This is a genomic window from Malaciobacter canalis (assembly GCF_008000835.1).
GTDB classification, from domain to species: domain Bacteria; phylum Campylobacterota; class Campylobacteria; order Campylobacterales; family Arcobacteraceae; genus Malaciobacter; species Malaciobacter canalis.
The window spans coordinates 651177-670288 of sequence record NZ_CP042812.1 but is presented as its reverse complement, the minus strand read 5'-3'; the positions used below and the strand labels follow the sequence as shown (position 1 = coordinate 670288).

Here is a 19112-nt window from a genome sequence, read left to right as displayed (position 1 = left end):
TAATTGCTACCCTTTTGCTATATATAGCTATTATACTTTCAAGGTTGGATGACTAAACAATTTATTTGTTAGTATAAACTTTATGAAGGAGAGAATATGAGTCCAGAAAAAGCTCAAGCTTATTGGAAAGAAAACATTACTACTATTTTAAAACTATTAGTAGTTTGGTTTGTCGTTTCTTTTGGTTGTGGAATCATTTTTATTAATGAACTTAATACGATAGAAATAAGTGGTATTAAGCTAGGATTTTGGTTTGCACAACAAGGTGCGATATATGTATTTGTTATTTTAATTTTTGTTTATGTAAGAGCGATGACAAAAATTGATGAGAAATATGGCGTAAATGAGTAGGAGATAAGAATATGGAATTACAATCGTTAATTTACCTATTTGTAGGTATATCTTTTGCTATTTACATTGGTATTGCACTATGGGCAAAAGCGGGTTCAACTAAAGACTTTTATGTTGCTGGTGGAGGGGTTCACCCAGTAGCAAATGGTATGGCAACAGCAGCAGATTGGATGAGTGCTGCTTCATTTATTTCAATGGCAGGTATTATTGCATTTATTGGTAGTGATGCAAGTGCTTACTTAATGGGATGGACAGGTGGATATGTTCTACTTGCAATGCTTTTAGCTCCATACTTAAGAAAATTTGGAAAGTTTACAGTTCCTGATTTTGTTGGAGATAGATATTACTCTGATGTTGCAAGAACAGTTGCAGTTATTGCAGTAATATTTGTTTCTTTCACATACGTTGCTGGTCAAATGAGAGGGGTTGGTATCGTATTTTCAAGATTTTTACAAGTAGATGTAAACACAGGTGTTATAATCGGTATGGTTATTGTATTCTTCTATTCAGTACTTGGTGGTATGAAAGGTATTACTTATACACAAGTTGCACAATATGTAGTAATGATTTTTGCATATACTATTCCTGCAATATTTCTTTCACTACAAGTAACTGATACATTTTTACCTCAATTAGGTATTTTTGGACAAACAACTTTTGCATTTGACAATGGAGTTAGAGTTATTCCAGAGGGAACATATTTACTTCATGCTTTAGATAGTGCAATAACTGACTTAGGATTTACAGCTTATACAGAGCCAGGTAACTTATGGAATATGTTTATGCTAACAACTGCTTTAATGTTAGGTACAGCAGGACTTCCTCACGTTATTGTAAGATTCTTTACAGTTCCAACTGTAAAAGATGCTAGAGTATCTGCTGGATGGGCTTTAGTATTTATTGCAATTATGTATACATCAGCATCAGCTGTTGCTGCATTTGCAAGAGTAAACTTAATCAAAAATGTACAAAATGTTGATTATAAAGCTTTTGTTAATGGTGAATTATCACATGCAGATGGTAGTAAAAATGATGGTAATTGGTTTAGAACTTGGGAGCAAGGTGGATTAATTGCTTGGACAGATAGAAATGGCGATGGAAAAATCCAATACGCAAGTGGTGCAGCTTTTGATGGTAAACCTCAATTTGTAGAAGATGAAAGATCAGAAGTTGGTAATAGAGTTACAACTAATGGTAAAGGTGCACCAACTCAAGAAGAGTTAGCAAAAAATAATGGTTTACACAATGAACTTTATGTTGATAGAGATATTATGGTTCTTGCAAATCCTGAAATTGCCAATTTACCAAATTGGGTAATTGCATTTATCGCAGCTGGTGGTCTTGCAGCAGCATTGTCAACAGCAGCTGGTTTATTACTAGTAATTGCTTCAGCAATTTCTCACGACTTACTAGGACAAGTAATATTTAAAGATAAAGAAACAGGAAAATCTAAACTTACAGAAAAATCTGAGTTAATGTGGGCTAGAATTTCTGCAATTGCTGCTATTTGTGTCGCTGGGTATTTGGGTATAAATCCTCCAGGATTTGTTGCACAAGTTGTTGCATTTGCATTTGGTTTAGCAGCTGCAGCATTTTTCCCAACAATTATTCTTGGAATATTTGATAAAAGAATGAATAAAGAAGGTGCTATTGCTGGTATATTAACTGGTTTAATCTTTACTTTTGGATATATTATTTACTTTGTATTCCTAGGTGGAGATAAAGCAGACTATTTCTTAGGAATAGCTCCAACAGGTATTGGTACAGTAGGTACTGTGTTACACTTAATAGTAGCATTTATTGTGTCAAGAATGACACCTGAACCACCTGCACATGTGCAAGAGATTGTAGAAAACATCAGAATTCCATCAGGAGCTGGTGAAGCGCATGATCACTAAACTACTAAAAAGTCGGTATTAACCGGCTTTTTATAGTATTTTTTAATGCTATTTACTTATATATTATAATATATAAAATCAGCATTAAAAAGTGCTATATAAAGGATAAAAGATGAGTCTTCGCGACCAACAAGCATTTTTATCAAAAATTCATCCATTTGAAGTATTAAGTGAACAACAAATGGATATTTGTATAAATAGTATGGATATAGCTTACTATCCTAAAGACACAACTTTGATTAATCCTGAAAATATTCCAAACTACTTTTTTATCATTATAAAAGGATCTGTTCATGAATACAAAGATGAACAACTTGTTATGGATTATCACCATGAAGACTCTTTTGATGCAAACTCACTTATATATTCAAGCACTAAAAGTACTTTCAAAGTTCAAGAAGATTTAATATGTTATGAGCTTGAAAGAAATACATTTTTAAAACTTATTGAAGAAAATAGTGAATTTAAAAATTTTTTCTTAAACAATTTAGTAAACAAAATTCAAACACTAAAAACAAAAGAATATACATCTGAATTATCTTCTTTTATGATTGCAAGAGTTGAAGATACACTAATTCATGAACCATGTATTGTTCAAGCTAAAACAACATTAACAAATGCAATTGCAAAATCAATTGAGTTTAAAACTTCAACTATAATTGTACAAAAAGAGAATGAATACGGGATAATTACAGATTCACTACTTAAAATGGAAGTTTTACTAAAAGGAAGAGATTTATCAATAAATGTTGAAGATATTGCAATATTTCCTCTACTTACAGTATCAGGTGATGATTATTTATTTGAAGCTTTAACACTATTAATAAAAAAAGGTATCAAAAGAGTTGGAGTAACAAATAGTAAAAATGAACTAATAGGAATATTAGAACAACTTGATGTACTTTCACACTTTGCTAATCATACTTTTGTTGTTGATACTCAAATAAAAAAAGCAAAAACACTCAAAGATTTAAAATCTGCTAGTAATGATTTATTGAATATTATAAAAGCCTTACAATCAAAAGGTGTAAAAGTCAATCATATATCAAATTTAATTGGTCAATTAAATATAAAAGTTTATAAAAAACTATATCAACTCATTGTTCCTAAAAATCTTCAAAATGATGCTTGTTTTATGGTTATGGGAAGTGAGGGAAGAAATGAGCAAATAATCAAAACAGATCAAGATAATGCACTTATTATTAGAAATGGTGTGGATGTTGAACAATATAGAACATATATGAATAGTATGACAAAAACTTTAATAGATTTTGGATACCCACCATGTGAGGGTAATATTATGGTTTCAAATCCTTTTTGGTGCAAAAGTGTAAAAGATTATGAAAAAGAAACAAAAAGATGGATAGAAGCACCAGATATGCAAAACTACATGGATTTAGCAATATTTTTTGACTCTTTTGCAGTTGCAGGAGATAAAGAGTTATTAATAAATCTAAAAGATTATTTATTTAATAAACTTCATGATAAAGACGTATTCTTAGCATATTTTGCAAAAGCTACTTTAACCTTTGATACTCCAACTACAGTTGCAAACTTTATGACAAAAACACACCAAATTGATATTAAAAAAACTGGTGTTTTTCCAATTGTACAAGGAGTTAGAAGTTTAGCATTAAGAGAAAGAATTAGAGAAACAACAACAGTTAAAAGAATTAAAATTTTACAAGATAAAAAAGTTATTGATAATGAATTAGCAAATGAACTAATTGAAGCTTTTGAAGTTTTAAGTACCTTAAGATTAAAATCACAATTAGAACAAAGTAATAATAAAGTAAAAATAAACAATGAGATAGATACACATAAACTTGGTAAAATTGAAAGAGATTTGCTAAAAGATAGTTTTAAAATAGTAATCGCTTTTAAAAAATTTATTATCTACTCATTTAAAATTGATAAGATTTTGTAATGATTAAAAATTTAATTAGATATTTTCAAAAAAAAGCTTTAAAAGATAAAAACTATTTATATCTTTTTGATGAACCACCAAAGGGTGAGTATATATGTCTTGATTGTGAAACAACAGGACTAAAACCCAAAAAAGATGAAATATTATCTATTGGTGCTGTATTAATAAAAGATAACAAAGTTATTTTTAGAAAGAATTTCAATATATTTGTAAAGCCCTCTTCTAATGTAAATGTAGAATCAATTAAAATACATCAAATTAGACCAATTGATTTAGAAAATGCATGTGAACCAAAAATTGCAATATTAAAACTTCTTGAGTTTATTGGCTCAAGACCAATTGTGGGATATTACATAAAGTTTGATATTGCAATGATTTCTAAATATACGAAAAAATATATTGGTATAAAACTTCCCAATGAAAGTATTGAAGTATCATCTATGTATTATAAAACAAAAAAGCGTTCAAGTGAGTATGAATTTGTAGATTTAAAATTTGATACAATCATGAAAGAGTTAAATATTCCAGAACTTGGAAAACATGATGCACTAAATGATGCGATTATGACTTCAATGATATTTTTGAAATTAAAAGATAAAACTCCAGCAAAAACTACATTTTATACTAACTAAGAAAATGTGCATTTTTACACAATATATACACTTTAGTTACAAAAAGTTACTTCTTGTTATTTACAGATTTAAATTTCACTTAAAGCCCTACTCACTTCTAGCACAAAACATAATTTATATGTATAATCACATACTAGATAGCCAATGCTATTTTAATGCTACGAAGTCCATTTTAAGGTACTTTAGATAGTTTTAGAATTAGGCTAATTAGTATAAAATTATTCACTAAACTTAGGAGGAAAGTATGAATGATGAGTTAGTTGAAAAAATAAAATCTAACCCAAAATATCAAGAACTAGTATCAAAAAGAACTGGTTTTGCACTAAAGTTAGGAATCTTAGTTTTAGTAATGTTTTATGCATATATTTTAATAATTGCATTTAATCCAAGCATTATGGGAATCAAAACAGGAGATGGTGTTATGACAATAGGTTATCCTATTGGAGCGGGAATTATTATAATTAGTTTTATCACAACTTTAATTTATGTAAGAAGAGCAAATGGCGAGTTTGAAGATTTAACAAATGAGATTAAAGAAGATGTAAAGGATGAGTTATAATGAGTAGAATTTTAATATTATTAACAACACTATTTGCAATCTCACTTTTCGCAGCAGGAGATGCAAGTTTTGAGGCAACAAAAAGGGAATTAAATATTCCAGCAATTATTATGTTTTTTGTATTTGTTATGGGTACATTAGGTATTACATATTGGGCAGCTAGAAGAACAAAATCTGCAAGTGATTTTTATACAGCAGGTGGTGGAATTAGCGGTTTTCAAAATGGTATGGCAATTGCAGGTGATTATATGTCAGCTGCTTCATTTTTAGGTATTTCTGGTCTTGTATATTTAAGTGGTTATGATGGTCTTATTTATGCAGTTGGATTTTTAGTTGGTTGGCCTGTTATTCTATTTTTAATGGCTGAAAAATTAAGAAACCTAGGTAAGTTTACCTTTGCAGATATTGCTGCTTATAGATTAAGTCAAAAAGAGATTAGAACGCTAGCTGCATTTGGTTCACTTTCAGTTGTTATTTTATATCTTATTGCTCAAATGGTAGGTTCAGGTAAACTTATACAAGTATTATTTGGCTTAGAGTATGAGTATGCAGTTGTTTTAGTTGGTGTAATGATGATTATTTATGTTACTTTTGGTGGTATGTTAGCAACTACTTGGGTTCAAATCATTAAAGCTGTATTACTTTTATCTGGTGTTTCTTTTATGGGATTTATGGTTTTAAGTCACTTTGGATTTAGTTTTGAAGCACTTGCTACTAAAGCTGTTGAAACACATACAAAAGGACAAGCTATTATGGCTCCTGGTGGATTTATAACTGATCCAATTTCAGCTATTTCACTTGGTATGGCACTTATGCTTGGTACTGCTGGGCTTCCTCATGTTCTTATGAGATTCTTTACTGTTGGAAATGCTAAAGAAGCTAGAAAATCTGTTGTATATGCTACTGGTTTTATTGGATATTTTTATCTAGTTATTGCAGTAATTGGTCTTGGAGCAATTGTATTTTTAAACTCAGATGCAGGTGCACAATACTTTGTTGATGGCAAGCTATTTGGTGGAAATAATATGGCTGCAATTCACTTATCTCATATGGTTGGTGGAAATGTATTCTTAGGATTTATTTCAGCTGTTGCTTTTGCTACTATTTTAGCAGTTGTTTCTGGTCTTACTCTAGCAGGTGCTAGTGCTATTTCTCATGATATTTATGCATCTGTTATTAACCCAAATGCAACAGAAGAGCAAGAGATTAAAATCTCTAAAAGAGCTGTTATTATTATTGGTGTTATTGGTGTTATTTTAGGTATTGCATTTGAGCAACAAAATATTGCCTTTATGGTAGGACTTGCATTTGCTATTGCTGCATCTGCAAACTTTCCAATTTTGTTTTTATCAATTTATTGGAGAAAACTTACAACAAGAGGTGCAGTTATTGGTGGATTTATTGGTTTATTAACTGCTGTTATTTTAGTTATAATAGGACCAATTGTTTGGGTAGAAATCTTAGGAAATGAAGAAGCAATCTTTCCTTATAAATACCCTGCACTATTCTCTGTATCAACAGCATTTATTGCAATTTGGTTTTTTTCAATTACTGATAATTCTCAAAGAGCAAAAGATGAACAAAAAGCTTTTGAGGCTCAAAGTATAAGAGCTGAAACTGGTTTTGGTGCTGAGGGTGCAGTTGATCATTAATAAGTTTTAATGTTACAAAGAAGCTTGAGCTTCTTTGTAACACTTTACCAAACGAAACACTTTTGAACTTAACAATAACTGTTTTATTTATTAATATTATTCTCAGTTTTCTATCATTTTTTATATGCTAATCTTTAAATAATTTTTACATAATTTAAAATAAAGAAGATAGCATGAGTATTCAAGAACAAATTAATTTTTTAAAAACAATATATCCATTTGAACAGTTAAGTAAAACTCAAATGCAAGAGTTTAGTCAAAATTTAGATATTGTATATTTCAAAAAAAATCAAATTATTCAAGAAAAAGATAAAAAGCCAGAAAATTTATATCTAATAATGAAAGGTATTGTCCAAGAAAAAAATAGTGAAGAAGTATTATCTATTTACTCTATTAATGAATTTTTTGATCCAATTTCATTAATTGAAAACTATTCAAAAAATACCTTTATTACAACAGAAGAGACTATATGCTATGCACTTCCTAGAAAAGTATTTTTAAAAATCTTACATGAAAATCAAAAGATGGAAAGTTATTTTTTTCAATCAATTTCAGAAAAATTAAATAATAATACTCTCCATGAAAAAAATAAAGAGTTAGCTAATATGATGATAGCTAAAGTAAAAGATGCAAAGGTTCATAAAGCGATAATTGTTCCTTTTAACACAACAATTTATGAAGCTGCTAAAACAATCAAAGAGCATAGAGTTCCCACTTTACTTTTAAAAGATGAAAAAGATGAGATTTATATAGTAACTGATTCTGATTTTAGACAAAAAGTAATATTAAATAGAATGGATTTTGATGATTGTGTTGGAAAGATATCTAGTTCAGGTCTTATTTATATAAATGAAAATGATTTTTTATTTGATGCTCAACTTATTATGTCAAAGCATGGTTTAAAAAGATTAGTTGTAAAAAATAATAGCAATGAAATAGTAGGAATAATTGATCAAATATCTCTTTCATCTTTTTTTGCAACCCATACTTTTTCTGTTTCAAATGAAATAGATAAAGCTCAAACTTTGGAAGAATTAAAAGATACATCAAAATCATTTTTAAAAATTATCAAATCATTAAATGCAAAAGGTGTAAAAATTGCTTTTATTACAAAACTAGTAAATCAATTAAATAAAAAGCTAATTGATAAAATATTTGAACTATTAGCACCTAAAGAATTAATAGGTAAATCAGCTCTTATTGTAATGGGAAGTGAGGGAAGAGCTGAACAAATACTTAAAACAGATCAAGATAACGCATTAATTATTGCTGATGATTGTAGCTTAGATGATAAACAAATCAATAACTTTGCAAATAAATTCACTGAAACATTAGTAGATTTTGGTTTTCCAAGATGTGAGGGAAATATAATGGTATCAAATCCTTACTGGTGTAGAAGATTTAGTGATTTTAAAGAGCTTATTTATAGTTGGGTTATGGGTAAAACTGGTGATGATTTTATGAATCTTGCAATATTTTATGATGCTATTTGTGCAAGTGGAGATAGAACTCTTCTTATTTCATTAAAAGAGTACTTATTTAAAGTTGGTTCAAATTCTCAAAGTTTTTATATGAATTTTGCAAAAATAATTACAAGTTTTGATGTTCCATTAGGTTTCTTTGATGGATTTGTATTTAACAATGAAGATGAAAAACACAAAAATGAAATAGATATAAAAAGAGGTGGCATTTTTATACTTGTTCAAAGTATTAGAACATTAAGTTTAGAAAATAGACTATTTAGAACTAACACTATAAAAAGAATTAAAGAGCTAAACAAGTTAAATGTCATAGATGATGAGTTTTCAAAAGAGTTAGAAGAAGCATTTAATTTTTTAGCAAGCGTAAAATTAAAATCAAATCTAAAAAATCTAGATGCAGGTAAAGAGATTAACAATTATGTTAATCCTGAGGATTTAAATACTATGGAAAAAGATTTATTAAAAGATAGTTTTAAAATCGTTAATAAGTTAAAGAAAAAACTAGAGTATCACTATAAGTTAAGCTATGTATAATTTAATAAAAAATCATTTTAGTAAAAAAAAGTTAAAAGATAAAAGATATCTTTATTTATTTGATAAACCAAAAGAAGATGAGTATGTTTGTTTTGATTGTGAAACAACAGGATTAAATCCAAAAATTGATGATATCATTTCTATTGGTGCAGTTATTATAAAAGATAATACAATAGTATCTAGTAAAAAATTTGTTAGATTTATTAAGCCAAAAACAAAACTACAAGAAGACTCAATTAAAATTCATTATATAAGAGAATGTGATTTAGAAAATGCTGAAAATATTGATAAAGTAATTGAAGAGTTTTTAGAATTTATAGGAAATAGAAAACTAGTTGGATATTTTTTAGAGTTTGATATTGCAATGGTTAATAAATATATTAAAGATAAAATTGGTATTAAACTTCCAAATAAAACATTGGAGGTTTCAGCTATTTATTACGACTGGAAAATAGAAACAATTCCACAAGGACATATCGACTTAAGATTTGATACTATTATGAAAGAGCTTCAAATACCAAAAATGGGTAAACATGATGCATACAATGATGCAATAATGACGGCTATGATGTTTTTAAAATTAAAAAATCAAGCAAAAATGAAAAGATATACATAATTAAGACATTACTTTTACATAAGCTTTCGATATAATTTTTCAAATTACAAGAAAGGTGTTATGTATGTTAGTTTTAATCTTAAATGCTGGGAGTTCATCTCTTAAATTTCAACTTATGAATCATGCAACTCATGATGTATTTGCTAGCGGAGTTGCTGAAAGAATTGGAGTAGATGGAAAATTAGCAATTGAGTCAAATGGAACTAAAACTAAAAAAGATGTAAATTTACCTACACATAAAGAAGCAATTGAGCTAGTTTTAGAAGCCTTAGTAACCAAACCTCATAAGGTTATTGATTCAGTAGAAAAAGACATAGATGCAATTGGGCATAGAGTCGTTCATGGTGGTGAGTATTTTTCAAAATCTGTAATAATTGATGAAAATGTAATTACAAAACTTGAAAGATTAATTCCTTTAGCTCCACTGCACAATCCTGCGCATATTATGGGTATTAAAATCTGTATGGACTTGATGAAAGGAAAGCCAAATGTAGCTGTGTTTGATACAGCATTTCATCAAACTATGGAACCTAGTACATACTTGTACGCTGTACCTTATGAAGATTATAAGAAATTTGCTTTTAGAAAATATGGTTTCCATGGAACTAGCCATCATTTTGTTTCAAAAGAGGCAAATAAGTTATTAAAAAAAGAGAACTCTAAAGTTGTAGTTTGTCATTTAGGAAATGGTTCATCAATTTGTGCAGTAAAAGATGGTAAGTCAATTGATACTTCAATGGGATTAACTCCCCTTGAGGGATTAATAATGGGCACTAGAAGTGGAGATATTGACCCAGCTGCTATCTCTTTTTTAATGGAAAAAAAGAAAATGAATGCACAAGAAGTAGTAGATTACTTAAATAAAAAGTCTGGTCTTTTAGGTGTGTCTGGAATTAGTTCTGATTTAAGAGAGATTATTGAAGCTAGTTTAAATGCAGATGAGAGAGCCATACTAGCTATTGATATGATGTGTAATAGAATCAAAAAATATATTTGCGCATATGCAGGAATGCTTGGTGGACTTGATGCAATCTGTTTTACAGCAGGTGTTGGAGAAAATGCAAGTATAATTAGAGAAAAAGTTTGTGAAAACTTAGATTTTATGGGCATCTTATTAGATAAAGAAAAAAATGAAAGAAAACAAACAGGAAAAAGAGAAGTTAATACAAATAAATCTAAAGTAAAAATTTTTGTTATACCTACAAATGAAGAGTTTGTTATTGCAAATGACACATATAATTTAGTTAAAGATTTATAAAAAATATAGACTCAGCAAAGGTAACTTTATTTTTGCTGAGAAACTTAAAGCTTTTTATAATCAAGGAATCTCACACAAAAATTATACTTTTTTGGTAACCATGTACAAAAATTATACAATCACTAATTCAATGTATATATTTTTTTTTCAAATGCTACGCTAATGCTATATTATTGCTATACTTTTCATCTATAATTTTCTATGAATCATAAATAAAGGATATATAAATGAGTCTAATAAATAGTATTAAAAATAATGCTAGAGAGAAGCTTAGAAATATCGTTCTTCCAGAGTGTGAAGATGAAAGAGTATTAAAAGCTGCACAGCAAGTTTTAGAAGATAAAACAGCAAATATTATCCTAATAGGAAATGAAGAAACTATAAAAGCAAATGCACAAAAGTGTGAAGCTAATATAGATGGTGCTAAAATAGTTGATCCTAAAAAATTTGAAAATATTGACACTTATGTTAATGAATTAGTTGAATTGAGAAAGTCAAAAGGACTAACTAAAGAAGAAGCTACACAAATTATGACAAATGAACCTAGATTTTTTGGTTGCATGATGGTAAGATTAAAAGATGCCGATGGTTTAGTAGCTGGTTCAAATTCACCTACAGCAGATGTTTTAAGAGCTGCTATTCAAGTTATTAAAACTGCACCTGGAATAAATACTGTATCTTCAACATTTATTATGGAAACAAAAGATAAAGAGTTTGGAGAGAATGGCTTGATTTTATTTGCAGACTGTGCTGTTTTACCAGATCCAAATGCTGAACAATTAGCTGATATAGCTGCAAGTACAGCTGCAACTGCTAAAAATGTTGTTGGATTAGATCCTAAAGTTGCAATGCTTTCTTTTTCTACAATGGGAAGCGCTAAACATCCACTTGTATCTAAAGTTCAAGACGCCGTTTCAATCTTGAAAGAAAGAAATGTTGATTTTAAATTTGATGGTGAGATGCAAGCAGATGCTGCAATTATACCAGCAATTGGCGCTAAAAAAGCTCCAGAAAGTAGTGTTGCGGGTAATGCAAATGTATTAGTATTTCCTGATTTACAATCTGGAAATATTGGTTATAAATTAGTACAAAGATTTGCAAAAGCAGATGCACACGGACCAATTGTTCAAGGTTTAGCAAAACCTGTAAATGACCTATCAAGAGGTTGCTCAGTTGAAGATATTGCAAATTTAGTTGCAATTACAGCAACACAAGTAGAAGATTAAAAATAACAAATAATTATATGAGGGAGATATATATATGAATGTATTTATTTTAAACGCAGGGAGTTCATCATTAAAGTATCAATTAATGAACCCAATTACAAAAGATGTATTAGCAGCTGGTATTTGTGAAAGAATTGGGATTGATGGTGTTTTAAAACATGAGTTTGGAAATGAACAAGAATTAAAAATTGATGTTTCAATGCCTACACATAAAGAGGCTATTGAACTTGTGTTAAGAACATTAACTGATGGTGAGGGTAAAGTAATTGACTCAATTAATGATATTGAAGCAATAGGACACAGAGCAGTTCATGGTGGGGAAGAGTTTGCATCGTCTGTTATGGTTACTGATAAAGTAATTGATGCAATGAAAAAACTTATTCCATTAGCTCCTTTACATAACCCTGCTAATATTATGGGTATGGAAATTTGTCAACAACTAATGCCTGGTATTCCAAATGTTGCAGTATTTGACACAGCATTTCATCAAACAATGCCAGATTATGCTTATATGTACGCTTTACCATATGATCAATATACAAAACATGGTATTAGAAAATATGGTTTTCATGGAACATCTCACTATTTTGTTTCAAATGAAGCAAGGGGAATGTTAGACAAAAAACATAATACAAGAATTATTGTATGCCACTTAGGAAATGGTTCATCTGTATCTGCTGTATTAGATGGAAAATGTATAGATACATCAATGGGTCTTACTCCTGTTCAAGGTCTTATGATGGGAACAAGAGCTGGAGATGTAGGTGCTGGTGCTATCTCATTTATGATGAGTCAAGAGGGAATGACAATAAATGAAACACTTGATTTAATGAATAAAAAATCTGGGATTTTAGGGATTTCTGGAAAATCTTCTGATTTAAGAGAAGTTCTTGATGGAATGCAAGAAGGTGACGATAAGTGTAGGTTAGCTGTTGATATGGTTGCTTATAATATTAAAAAATATGTTGGTTCATATGTTGCTGCACTTGATGGTATAGATGCATTATGCTTTACAGGTGGAATTGGGGAGAATTCTGCTTTAATAAGAGAAATAGTATGTGCTGGACTTGATGGAATGGGATTAAATATTGATCCTACTAAAAATAATAAAAGATCAAACAAAGCTAGAGATATTGCAACAAATAGTTCTGCTGCTAGAATTTTTGTTATTCCAACAAATGAAGAGTTTGTTATTGCAAATGACACATATAAAATTGTTTCTGGACTTGAAAAATAGAACAAAGATAGTTCACAAAAAAAAGCAAGGCATTTTAGCCTTGCTTTTTTTATCTACAACTATTTCTACTTCTAGTACTTCTACGATGACTAGTTGTAGTTTTTTTATTTGAATCTCTTCTATTAGTTCTATTTTTACTATCACTTTTTTTATTAACTTTTTTTAATAAAGGAACAGTAAAGCCTTCAATATCTTTTACAGGAATAGATATTTTTGTAAGTCTTTCAATATCTTTTAAATATTGACTCTCTTCATCGCAAACTAAAGATAAAGCAATACCATTATTCCCTGCTCTACCTGTTCTTCCTATTCTGTGAACATAATCTTCAGGAACATTTGGCAACTCAAAATTTACAACATGGGGTAAAAGTTCAATATCAATACCTCTTGCTGCAATATCAGTAGCTACTAAAACTCTTATTTTTTTTGATTTAAAATCACTTAGTGCACTTGTTCTTGCCCCTTGTGATTTATTTCCATGAATTGCTAATGAGGGAATATTACTTTTATTTAAAAATTCACTTAACTTATTTGCACCATGTTTTGTTCTTGTAAAAACTAAAATTTGATTCCACTTTTGAGTATGTATTAAAAAGGCTAAAAGATTTTTTTTCTTATCTTTTTGTACATAATGAACAACTTGTGAGACTTGCTCTGATAAAGCATTGCTTCTTGCAACTTCAATTAATTTAGGATTATCTAAAAATGAATTTGATAATTTTTTAATTTCAGGTGAAAAAGTAGCTGAGAAAAGAAGTGTTTGTCTTTTATTTGGGATACTTGCAACAACTTTTTTAATATCATGAATAAATCCCATATCTAACATTCTATCTGCTTCATCAAGAACTAAAAATTCAACTCTTGATAAGTCTATTGTTTTTTGTGACATGTGATCTAATAGCCTACCTGGTGTTGCAATAACAATATCAACACCTTTTCGTAAACTTGCTTTTTGTGGACTTATTCCAACTCCACCAAATATTACTGCTGTTTTCAAAGAAAGATACTTACTATAAGTTTGTATATTTTCAGAAACTTGTAAGGCTAACTCTCTTGTAGGTGCTAAAATCAATGCTTTTATATAAGATTTTTGCCCTTTATTATTGGGTTTTTGACTCATTTTTTCTAATAATGGAAGAGTAAATGCGGCTGTTTTACCAGTACCTGTTTGTGCAGCTGCTAAAACATCTTTATGATTTAGTATAACTGGTATTGATTCTTTTTGTATTGGAGTTGGGCTTGTATAGCCTTGCTCTTTTACTGCTTTTAAAATATTAGGATTTAATCCTAATTGTGAAAATGACATATGTGACCTTTGGTATTTTAGTAATTCAAGTAAATTATTCGTGTTTTATGAAGAATATATAGGTTAGTTACTATGGTTTTTGTGTATTATATCACAATTATTAAAGAAAAGATAAATATTTCAATTTTATCTCTTCTTTATCTTTTAAATTCTAATTAATAAGCTTTTAAACCATCCATAAATCTAATAGAAAAGTTTGTAATTGCTTGATTTATAACTTTGTCAATAAACTTATCAAATTTATCTTGTTTTTTCCATATAGGTGTTGAAACTTTTGATAATTTTATAAGCTCATCTTGTGCAAAAGATAGTGTAGCTACCTCATCAACTAATTTAACTTCTTTAGCTTGTCTTGCAGTAAAAATATGTGCATCAGCAAACTCTTTATGATTTACTTTTTTAAGTTTTCTTGCACTACTTACATCTGTTATAAACATATCATATGTATCATCTATAACTTTTTCTAACTCTGCTTTTTCAAAGTTTTCCCATGCTCTTGTAGGCGTTCCAGCTTCTTTGTATTTTCCAATTTTAACAGTTTGAGTTTTAACTCCAATTTTTTGCATAAGTTCCTCTACATTTGCACCTTGGAAAATAACTCCAATTGAACCTACCATACTTCCTGGGTTTGCAATAATTTTATTTGCCCAAATTGAAGCATAATAACTTCCACTAGCCATAACTCCACTTGCATATGCTACAACTGGTTTTAACTCTTTTAGCTCTTTTATTGCATATGCAATTTCAACTGAGGGAGCAACTGCACCACCAGGTGAATTAACTACAAAAAGTACACCTTTTATGTTGTTATCTTCTTTTGCTTTATTTATTTGCTCTAAAACTTTTGTTGAGTCCATAATTGGACCACTTAACTCAATTTTTTGTAAATTTGCAGTTTGCATATTATTCATTGTTGAATCATTTGCATCAAATACAATAAAATACATTATTGTTAAGAAAACAATTGTTTTAAAATATTTAGTAACAAAGTCTAAAATAGCAATTATTGGTGAAAACATGAATCTAAAAAAATCACGCATCAATTCCCCTTATTATAGTTTTTTTCACATATTTTGTATGTAATATTATGTGAGTTGCAATATCTTCTTTATGCTTTATTGCATCTGGAAGTTTTATAGCAATTATATCTGAATCTTTATTTTTTGCTAAAGTGCCTTTATTTAAACCTAAAGCCTTTGCACCATTAAAAGTTGCTGCTTTTAAAATCTTTTTTGCAAAACTATTTATTTCAAACTCACTATGCATCATAAGCACATTTCTAAGTTCATCAAACATAGATAAAGAGTTATTTGAACTTAAACCATCTGTGCCTATTGAAAAATCAATTTTATCCAATTTTCTCAAATCGAGTTTAGTATTGTTTAAAACTCTATTTGATGTAACACAATGATTTATTGTTGCATTTAACTCTTCAATTTTATTTAAATCATCATTACTTGCTTCAACACAATGTGTAAATGATAAATTTTTTAATCCTTTAAACTGTTCCAAAAATCTCATTGGTTTTGTAACAGCTTTTTCTTCACCTAAAAAGTTTTTAAAAAACTCTAAAAAACCACCTTCATCTTTATGCAACCAATCATACTCTTCAATTGATTCTAAAAAATGTGCACTAACAGGATAATCTTTTTGTTTTGCTATATTTAAAGTCTCTCTTATTAAAAATGGATGTACTGAATAAGGAGAATGAATGGCAATTGCTGGAAAAAACTTTTCACTTTTTTTATCTTCAGATTTTTGTAACCTTGCTTTAAAATCATTAAACAAAGTATCAATCATATCTGCTTTACTTCCTATTACTTCATTGAAAAAAACTGTATTTAAAGGTGAGTTTAAACAAGCTTCTAACTCAAATCCATATGAAGAAATTGCTCCAATAGTTGTTGTACCACTTTTTTTCATCATTTCTAATTTTTTTGATATTAGCTTTGTTGTTGCTTTTTGTACAAGTTCATCTCTTGAAGCAATAACAGAATTAAGCCATAACATAAAATTTCCATATTTTAAAGTTGTCGTATTTGAGCTAAATTCTAAGTGTACATGAGTGTTTATAAGACCTGGCATTAAAACAGAGTTATCTTCTAGTTCTTCAATTGTCTCATTTGGATATTTTTTTGAAATATTTTCAAGAGTATCAATCTCTTTTATTGTTTTATCATAAACAATAGCACCATTTTCTATGATACTATTGTTTTCATCACAAGTAACTATCCACTTTGCGGCTATTATTTTCATAATAATTACTGTTCTTTTGCGTCATTTGCTTCTTGAACTGCTTTTACTTCTGAAACAATTTGCATTAATGAAATTAATGCTAAATGATATCCAAATGGTCCAAATCCAGAGATAACTCCTGTTGATGAACCAGCTGTAATAGATTTTTGTCTAAACTCTTCTCTTTTATATATATTTGAAATGTGTACTTCTACAACTGGTAAACTAACTGCACTTAAAGCATCTTTGATTGCAATTGAAGTGTGAGAATATGCAGCTGGGTTAATAATAATCCCATCAACTTCTCCTAAACACTCTTGTATCTTATCAACTATCTCACCCTCAAGGTTTGATTGAAAAAATTCCAATTCTACATTATTTTGTTGAGCACTTGCTTTCATTTGCTCATGGATTTGCTCTAAAGTCATAGGTCCATAAATATGCTGTTCTCTTACACCTAACATATTTAAATTTGGTCCTTGAATTACTGCAATTTTCATATTATATTTCCTTTTATAAAATTTTGATAAGATTATATTAAAATTTACGTTAATGAAAGATGAGTTATGGAAAATTATATACTAAGAGATGAAAATGCAATCTACTACGAGTGCGGTTTTTCATGTGATAATGTTATTTTTATAAGCCTAGGAAGTGAAAAGTTTTTTCTAACAGATGCTAGATATGTACTTGAAGCAAAAGAGTATGCTTACAATTGTACAGTTGTTGAATCAAGAGATTTACTTCAAACTGCTAAAGTTCTTTTAAAAGATAGCAAAATTAAAAAATTAACATTTGATCCAAATGATTTTACATATTTTGCATATTCTGAGTTAGTTCAAGATTTAAATATTGAGTTTATTCAAAAAGCAAATTTTTCAAAACTCAAAAGAATTATAAAAACTGATGATGAAATTGCAATATTAAGTAAAGCTGCAAAATTAGGAAGAGAGGGTTTTAAAGCTCTTGCTAAATATATAAGAAAAAATGCTTACAATCAAAAAGAACAGTTTTTGAATTTTAAAGCAATTGAAAAGATGAGTCAACAAGGTAAATATAATTTAAGTTTTGAACCAATACTTGCAATAAATGAAAATGCAGCAAAACCCCATGCCCTACCAACAAAAAAAAGATTAAAACTTCATGATTTACTTTTAGTTGATGCAGGAATAAAATATAAAAGATATTGTTCAGATAGAACTTGTACTTCTTATGTTGATTTTGAAAATTTTAATTTTAAAAGAGAACAAAAATTTAAAAATAAAAAACATCAAAAAATATATGATTTAGTTTATAAAGCTCAACAAACAGCTATACAAAATGCAAAAGTGGGAATGAAAGCTTCTAAAATTGATGCTTTAGCAAGGGATGTAATAACGCAAGCTGGCTATGGAAAATATTTTGTTCATAGTACTGGACATGGAGTAGGACTTGATATACATGAATTTCCAATGATTACATCAAAATCAGACACAATAATTGAAGATAATATGGTTTTTACTATTGAACCTGGAATCTATTTACCAGATGAATTTGGAGTAAGAATAGAAGATACTGTTGCTATGATTGATGGAAAAGCAGTAATTTTATAAAAATCAAGTTTTTTCAAAACTTGACTTTTTTACACAATTTTATATTTAGGAGCAAAATGCTAAAAAAATTAGATGATAATTTAACCCTATTTTACACAAGTAATTTTCCATACATTAAAAAAGTTAATTCAGATAAGAAATATCTTGTTACTATTGGTATTGGGGGAAATATAGGTAATGTAAAAAAAAGATTTGATAAGTTATTCTTATATTTAAAAGCTGATACAAGATTTGATATAATAATGACTAGTCCTTTACTTTTAAATCCACCATTTGGTTTTTTAAATCAAAATAACTTTTTAAATGGTATAATTGAACTTAAAACTAACCTCGCACCAAATGATTTTTTAAAAAATATGCAAAGGTTAGAAAATAGATTGGGAAGAAAGCGATCCTTTCAAGATGCGCCTAGAACCTTGGATATTGATATTATCTTTTTTGATAATAAAACAATTAATACCCAAAAACTTATTGTTCCTCACAAAGATTGGGCAAACAGAGAATCAGTGATTATTCCTTTAAAATATATGAATAAATTAAAAACAAAATAGAGCATAGAGTTAATTATAAGTTTTAAAATAGCACCTCTTGTTCAATTATTTTAAAGA

General features: G+C 28.7%; 17 protein-coding genes. 13 read left to right on the top strand and 4 right to left on the bottom strand.

The annotated features are described in order from the left end of the window. The first annotated feature begins 96 nt into the window (after nucleotides 1-96). From ACAN_RS03275 to ACAN_RS03225, 11 genes are all read left to right on the top strand, one after another. The gene (locus ACAN_RS03275; RefSeq protein WP_099310137.1) at nucleotides 97-351 is read left to right on the top strand and encodes a DUF4212 domain-containing protein; all 255 of its coding nucleotides are present in this window, start codon (nucleotides 97-99) and stop codon (nucleotides 349-351) included. 11 nt (nucleotides 352-362) lie between these two features. Continuing rightward, entirely contained in the window at nucleotides 363-2249 is a 1887-nt protein-coding gene (locus ACAN_RS03270) for a sodium:solute symporter family protein (protein ID WP_099334798.1), read from the top strand. Between the two features lie 112 nt (nucleotides 2250-2361). Continuing rightward, nucleotides 2362-4176: a DUF294 nucleotidyltransferase-like domain-containing protein gene (locus tag ACAN_RS03265; protein ID WP_099334797.1), complete on the top strand. Its 1815-nt coding sequence runs from the start codon at nucleotides 2362-2364 to the stop codon at nucleotides 4174-4176. Beyond that, complete coding sequence (locus tag ACAN_RS03260) at nucleotides 4176-4808, top strand: 3'-5' exonuclease (protein WP_099334796.1); 633 nt, start codon at nucleotides 4176-4178, stop codon at nucleotides 4806-4808. Before ACAN_RS03265 ends, ACAN_RS03260 begins: the two co-directional genes overlap by 1 nt. A 244-nt stretch (nucleotides 4809-5052) precedes the next feature. Next, the gene (locus ACAN_RS03255) at nucleotides 5053-5367 is read left to right on the top strand and encodes a DUF485 domain-containing protein (protein ID WP_079577328.1); all 315 of its coding nucleotides are present in this window, start codon (nucleotides 5053-5055) and stop codon (nucleotides 5365-5367) included. Then, nucleotides 5367-7019 (top strand): cation acetate symporter, encoded by a 1653-nt coding sequence (locus ACAN_RS03250; RefSeq protein WP_099334795.1) that lies wholly within the window; start codon nucleotides 5367-5369, stop codon nucleotides 7017-7019. The genes ACAN_RS03255 and ACAN_RS03250 overlap by 1 nt, the downstream gene beginning before the upstream one ends. A gap of 173 nt (nucleotides 7020-7192) precedes the next feature. Next, nucleotides 7193-9034 (top strand): putative nucleotidyltransferase substrate binding domain-containing protein, encoded by a 1842-nt coding sequence (locus ACAN_RS03245; RefSeq protein ID WP_099334794.1) that lies wholly within the window; start codon nucleotides 7193-7195, stop codon nucleotides 9032-9034. After that, nucleotides 9027-9650, top strand: a complete 624-nt coding sequence (locus tag ACAN_RS03240; protein ID WP_099334793.1) for a 3'-5' exonuclease — start codon at nucleotides 9027-9029, stop codon at nucleotides 9648-9650. The genes ACAN_RS03245 and ACAN_RS03240 overlap by 8 nt, the downstream gene beginning before the upstream one ends. Before the next feature lie 64 nt (nucleotides 9651-9714). Beyond that, a complete protein-coding gene (locus ACAN_RS03235) occupies nucleotides 9715-10908 on the top strand; it encodes an acetate kinase (protein ID WP_099334792.1) in 1194 nt (397 codons plus the stop codon). Between the two features lie 227 nt (nucleotides 10909-11135). Next, complete coding sequence (pta, locus tag ACAN_RS03230) at nucleotides 11136-12134, top strand: phosphate acetyltransferase (protein ID WP_079577323.1); 999 nt, start codon at nucleotides 11136-11138, stop codon at nucleotides 12132-12134. A 34-nt stretch (nucleotides 12135-12168) separates the two neighbouring features. Continuing rightward, nucleotides 12169-13371, top strand: coding sequence for an acetate/propionate family kinase (locus tag ACAN_RS03225; RefSeq protein WP_099334791.1), 1203 nt, complete (start codon nucleotides 12169-12171; stop codon nucleotides 13369-13371). 49 nt (nucleotides 13372-13420) lie between these two features. On the opposite strand, the gene ACAN_RS03220 is transcribed toward ACAN_RS03225, so the two are convergent. From ACAN_RS03220 to aroQ, 4 genes are all read right to left on the bottom strand, one after another. Further along, a complete protein-coding gene (locus tag ACAN_RS03220) occupies nucleotides 13421-14677 on the bottom strand; it encodes a DEAD/DEAH box helicase (RefSeq protein WP_099334790.1) in 1257 nt (418 codons plus the stop codon). 155 nt (nucleotides 14678-14832) lie between these two features. Further along, nucleotides 14833-15717, bottom strand: a complete 885-nt coding sequence (sppA, locus tag ACAN_RS03215; protein WP_099334789.1) for a signal peptide peptidase SppA — start codon at nucleotides 15715-15717, stop codon at nucleotides 14833-14835. Then, nucleotides 15710-16933, bottom strand: a complete 1224-nt coding sequence (mqnF, locus tag ACAN_RS03210; protein WP_099334788.1) for an aminofutalosine deaminase family hydrolase — start codon at nucleotides 16931-16933, stop codon at nucleotides 15710-15712. The genes sppA and mqnF overlap by 8 nt, the downstream gene beginning before the upstream one ends. 5 nt (nucleotides 16934-16938) lie before the next feature. Continuing rightward, the gene (gene aroQ, locus ACAN_RS03205) at nucleotides 16939-17412 is read right to left on the bottom strand and encodes a type II 3-dehydroquinate dehydratase (RefSeq protein WP_099334787.1); all 474 of its coding nucleotides are present in this window, start codon (nucleotides 17410-17412) and stop codon (nucleotides 16939-16941) included. A 66-nt stretch (nucleotides 17413-17478) separates the two neighbouring features. On the opposite strand from aroQ, the gene ACAN_RS03200 reads away from it, so the two are divergent. Both ACAN_RS03200 and folK read left to right on the top strand, forming a co-directional pair. Next, the gene (locus ACAN_RS03200) at nucleotides 17479-18504 is read left to right on the top strand and encodes a M24 family metallopeptidase (RefSeq protein ID WP_099334786.1); all 1026 of its coding nucleotides are present in this window, start codon (nucleotides 17479-17481) and stop codon (nucleotides 18502-18504) included. Between the two features lie 56 nt (nucleotides 18505-18560). Next, nucleotides 18561-19055 (top strand): 2-amino-4-hydroxy-6-hydroxymethyldihydropteridine diphosphokinase, encoded by a 495-nt coding sequence (folK, locus tag ACAN_RS03195; protein ID WP_099334785.1) that lies wholly within the window; start codon nucleotides 18561-18563, stop codon nucleotides 19053-19055. The last annotated feature ends 57 nt before the right edge of the window (nucleotides 19056-19112 follow it).